The sequence below is a fragment of the Massilia sp. P2_C2 genome, assembly GCF_056404615.1.
In genome coordinates, this window is record NZ_JBFUDR010000431.1 from 1 (window position 1) to 4,054 (window position 4,054).

At 65.5% G+C, this 4,054-nt stretch carries 2 protein-coding genes and 1 pseudogene; 2 read left to right on the forward strand and 1 reads right to left on the reverse strand.

The genetic code is table 11. The features are described 5' to 3' along the window. Positions 1-520, forward strand: a pseudogene (locus AC1DYX_RS28735) (hypothetical protein); the annotation flags it as partial. Then, entirely contained in the window at positions 517-1,488 is a 972-nt protein-coding gene (locus AC1DYX_RS28740; protein ID WP_477265260.1) for an FAD:protein FMN transferase, read from the forward strand. The pseudogene AC1DYX_RS28735 and the gene AC1DYX_RS28740, both read left to right, overlap by 4 nt. On the opposite strand, the gene AC1DYX_RS28745 is transcribed toward AC1DYX_RS28740, so the two are convergent. After that, complete coding sequence (locus AC1DYX_RS28745) at positions 1,485-3,401, reverse strand: sigma-54-dependent Fis family transcriptional regulator (RefSeq protein WP_477265262.1); 1,917 nt, start codon at positions 3,399-3,401, stop codon at positions 1,485-1,487. The two genes, AC1DYX_RS28740 and AC1DYX_RS28745, sit on opposite strands and share 4 nt — an antisense overlap. Positions 3,402-4,054 lie beyond the last annotated feature (653 nt).

Below are 4,054 nucleotides of genomic sequence, written 5' to 3' on the forward strand. Positions count from 1 at the left end.
GCTGGAGGCAGGTCTCGTGCGCCACGTGCGCGTGTCGAACCGCGACGTCGAGCGGCTGTTCGCGCGCGGCGCCGGCGCCGGACTCGATGCGCAGGCACTCGCGCATCCGAACGGCGTCTTTGTCGACGTCTGGGTGGCGTGGGCGTCCGTGCCCGCAGTCGGCCGCAACCTGCTGGCGCCGCGCACGTGGAACCGCCTGCAGGAGCGCCTCGACCCGGGCGACCACGCGCTGCTCGTGATGACGGCCGGCCCGCACCCGATCACGGGCGACGATTTCGTGCCCGGCAGCGTCCCGCGCCGCGCCGAATGCGGCATGCCGTGCCAGACCTGCCGCCATCGCTGCGGCTACAACGCGATCGCTGCCAGTGGCACGATCGTCTACGAGGAGTGTTTCCAATGTATGGAATGTGTCGTTATCCACGCAGGCGACGAACAGTGCGCGCCGCGGATACTGGAACGCAAGCGGGGGCGGTCGATACCGATCGCGCCGGCATCCGTCATCATCGACAGGAGAGCATGATGCATCGCAGGACCTTCATCGCCGCGACGTTGGGCGGCATGGCCGGCGCGGCGGCGGCCGACACCGACGTGGACCAGCTGCCGCTGCACAGCGGCGCCGCGCTGGCGTTCGGCACGACGATCGGCGTCGCCGTGCGCCATGCCGACCCGGAGGCGGCGCAGCAGGCCATTGCTGCCGCGCTGGGCGAGGCACGCCGCGTCGACGCGCTGATGAGTCTTCATCAACCGCCCAGCCAGGTGTTCCGGCTGAACCGCGACAAGGTGCTGCACGGCCCGGATCCGCACCTGCTCGCGGTACTGGAGCACGCGCGCACGCTGTCGCGCTTGACGCAGGGCGCGTTCGACATCACCGTGCAGCCGCTTTGGCGCGCCTTCGATGCGGCGCATGGCGTCCCACCGGTGCGCGAGCGCATGCGGGCACAAAGCCTGGTCGGATGGACGCAGGTGCAATCGGGGCCGGAGCGTGTCGTGTTGGCGCGCAAGGGCATGGCGATCACGCTGAACGGTCTCGCGCAAGGTTATGCGACGGACCTGGCGCTGGCGGCGCTGCGCCGGCTCGGCATCCGCCATGCGCTCGTCGATACGGGCGAATTCGGCGCGCTGGGCCGCACCAGCGGACGGCCGTGGCACCTGGGCATCCGCGATCCGCGCCACGAGGATGCGATGGCGGCAAGCTTCGTGCTGGACGGCCGCTGCGTCGCCACGTCGGGCGATTACGCGTCGGCGTTCACGGCCGACCTGCGCCACCATCACATCTTCGACCCGGCCAGCGGCGATTCGCCGACGGAGCTGGCGAGCGTCACCGTGGTGGCGCCCACGGGGCTGGAGGCGGACGGGCTGTCGACCGCATTCATGGTGATGGGCGCGCGCTGTGCCCACGCGCTGGCGGCACACCTGCCGGGCGTGGACCTGCTCACGATCGGCAAGGATGGCGCGCGCTGGAAGTCGTCCGGTTTTCCGGCGGCTTAAAGGGAGGTTTTCAGATGCGGCAGCTTGCGGTAAATGGTGTTGCGCGAGACACCCAGCGCGCGCGCCGTCGCCGACACGTTGCCGCCGTTGACCTCGAGCGACTTCAGGATCGCGGCCAATTCCATCTCCCCGAGGTTGGTGCCGGTCGCGACGACCTGGGGCGTGGCCGGGGCGCCCGTGGTGGGGATCGCGCCGGCCGGTACTGGCATGTCCGCGATGTCGTCGAGGAAGTCGTCCGGCATGTGGCGCAGGCCGATCTCTTCCTCGTCGCCGGCCATGATCGCCGCCGTGCGCAGCAGATTCGTCAGCTGGCGGAAGTTGCCGGGCCATTTGTGGCGCCTGAACAGTGCCAGTACCTCGTCGGAGATCGTATGGCCGGCGTCGCCGGACTCCCCTTCGGCGCCGAGGATTTTCCTGACCACCGTCTCGAGGTCGGTGCGCTCGCGCAGCGCCGGCAGCTTCACGACGAGACCGTTCAGCCGGTAGTACAGGTCTTCGCGGAACAGGCCTTCCGCGATGCGGCGGCGCAGGTTGTGGTTGGTGGCGCAGATCACTTCCACGTTCACGGGGATCGACTTGCCGCTGCCGAGCGGCGTCACCATCCGTTCCTGCAGGACGCGCAGCAGGCGTGCCTGCAGGGAGTAGGGCATGTCGCCGATCTCGTCGAGGAATAGCGTGCCGCCGTTCGCCTGCAGGATCTTGCCGACCGCGCCCTTCTTGCGCGCGCCGGTGAAGGCGCCGTCCTCGTAGCCGAACAGCTCCGATTCGATCAGCGTCTCCGGGATCGACGCGCAGTTGACGGCCACGAACGGCCCCTGCGCGCGCGGCGAATCGTTGTGGATGGCCTGGGCCAGGAGTTCCTTGCCGGTGCCGGTCTCGCCCATGATCATGATCGGCACGTCGCGGCCCAGGACGCGATTGACCTTGTCGATGACTTGTTCGAGCTGCGGGTCGCCCGTGTTCAGGTAGCGCAGGCCGGACAGGCGCCGCGTCGGGGCCTTGGCGGCCGGCTGGGGGAGATGACTGGCTTGCGGGACATCGTCGAATGCGCCGGTGAGCACGTGCACGCCATTCGTCAGCCGAAGCTCCGCGCGGCCGCGCACGCGCACGCCGTTGAGCATGCACAGGTCGAGCAGGCCGGGCGCCGCCGTGCGGTAATGGTCGTACAGCGCGGAGACGGGCAAGCCGAACAGGGAACTGAACGTGTGCGCCTGCAGCGCCGGGTAGGACAGCCCGAGCTGGAACAGGCCGTTGCGGTTGGCGGCGAGGAAGCGGCCCCCGGGGCTGAACGACGCGATCCCTTCCATCAGCGTGCCGATGAATTCCGGCCGCGTGTGGAAGTGCAGGGTGATCGCGTTTTCGAAAGCCGCCGCGAACATTTGGTTCTCGATCATCAGCGCGGACATGCGCACGAGGGCCATCGTGTGCTTGTGAAAGCTGCGCCGGTCGCCGCTGACGTCCAGTACGCCGACCACGTTGCCGCGGTGGTCGGTGATCGGCGCCGCGGAGCAGGTAAGGAAGTGGTTCGCGGAGAGGAAGTGCTGGTCGGCGTGGACCGTCGTCGGCGCGCGCTCGGCGATGGCGGTGCCGATCGCGTTGGTGCCCTTGCTCTCCTCGGACCACGCAACCCCCGGCGTCAGCGCGACGCGGTTGGCCTTTTCCAGGAAGTCCGCATCGCCCAGCGAATGCACGATCACGCCTTGGGCATCCGTCAACAGGACCATGTTGTGCGTGTTGGCGATCTGCTGGTACAGCGTCTCCATTGCCGGCACCGCATGGCTATATAGGAGGCGGTTCTGTTCGACGAGGTGCGACAGATCGGCGCCGGACATGGGGTTGAAATCGGGCCGCGAATCCGGACACAGGCCGAATTGCTCGGAGCGGCGGTGCGAGATGGCGATCGCGGCGGCCATGTCGTCGCCATAGGTCGGGGTGCCGGGGACGCTCGGGACGAGCAGGCCTGCGTGTTGATAAGCCATTCCATGTCTCCTGTATGGCCCTGGACTGCGGCTCTGTGATGGGAATCGACTGTTCACTAATGTAGCACCTGTACCAGAACGGAACAATCAAACGTGTAGACATGTTCCGTTCTGTTCGTGCTTTGTTTTATGCAATACATAGTAAGCAATCCCGATGCCAGCATGCACGCGTACAACAGGGGCTTGCGCGGGTGTCCGAGGTTTTGCTATAGTTCGCGTCCTGCTTCTGCAGCGCATAAAAAGTTTAATTTAATCAACCAATTAAGCTTGTCGAACCGGTCAGGTTCAGTGTGTTGCAGAAAAACGAGGGGTTGACGAGTTAAGCGAAACACTGCATAATCTCACTTCTCTGCTGCTGACGAACAAAACGATTCGCAAGTGCAGCAAGGCAGTACCGAATACGAAGTTCTTTAACAATAAACAGTCGATAAGTGTGGGCGTTTGATGAGGTGCCAGCATCCTTCGGGGTGCTGAATGCTTAAATTATCAAATGTTCACGCAAAAGAAATACGTTGCTCAGCAATGAGTGACGGTCAGTATTTTGAGTGAGCGATCTGCTGTTGGCGAAAGCCGATGGCAAAAACAGG

Coding starts and splice junctions, on each gene's coding strand:
- AC1DYX_RS28740 (WP_477265260.1), top strand. CDS start 517: ATGATGCATCGCAGGACCTTCATCGCCGCGACGTTGGGCGGCATGGCC.
- AC1DYX_RS28745 (WP_477265262.1), bottom strand. CDS start 3,401: ATGGCCGCCGCGATCGCCATCTCGCACCGCCGCTCCGAGCAATTCGGC.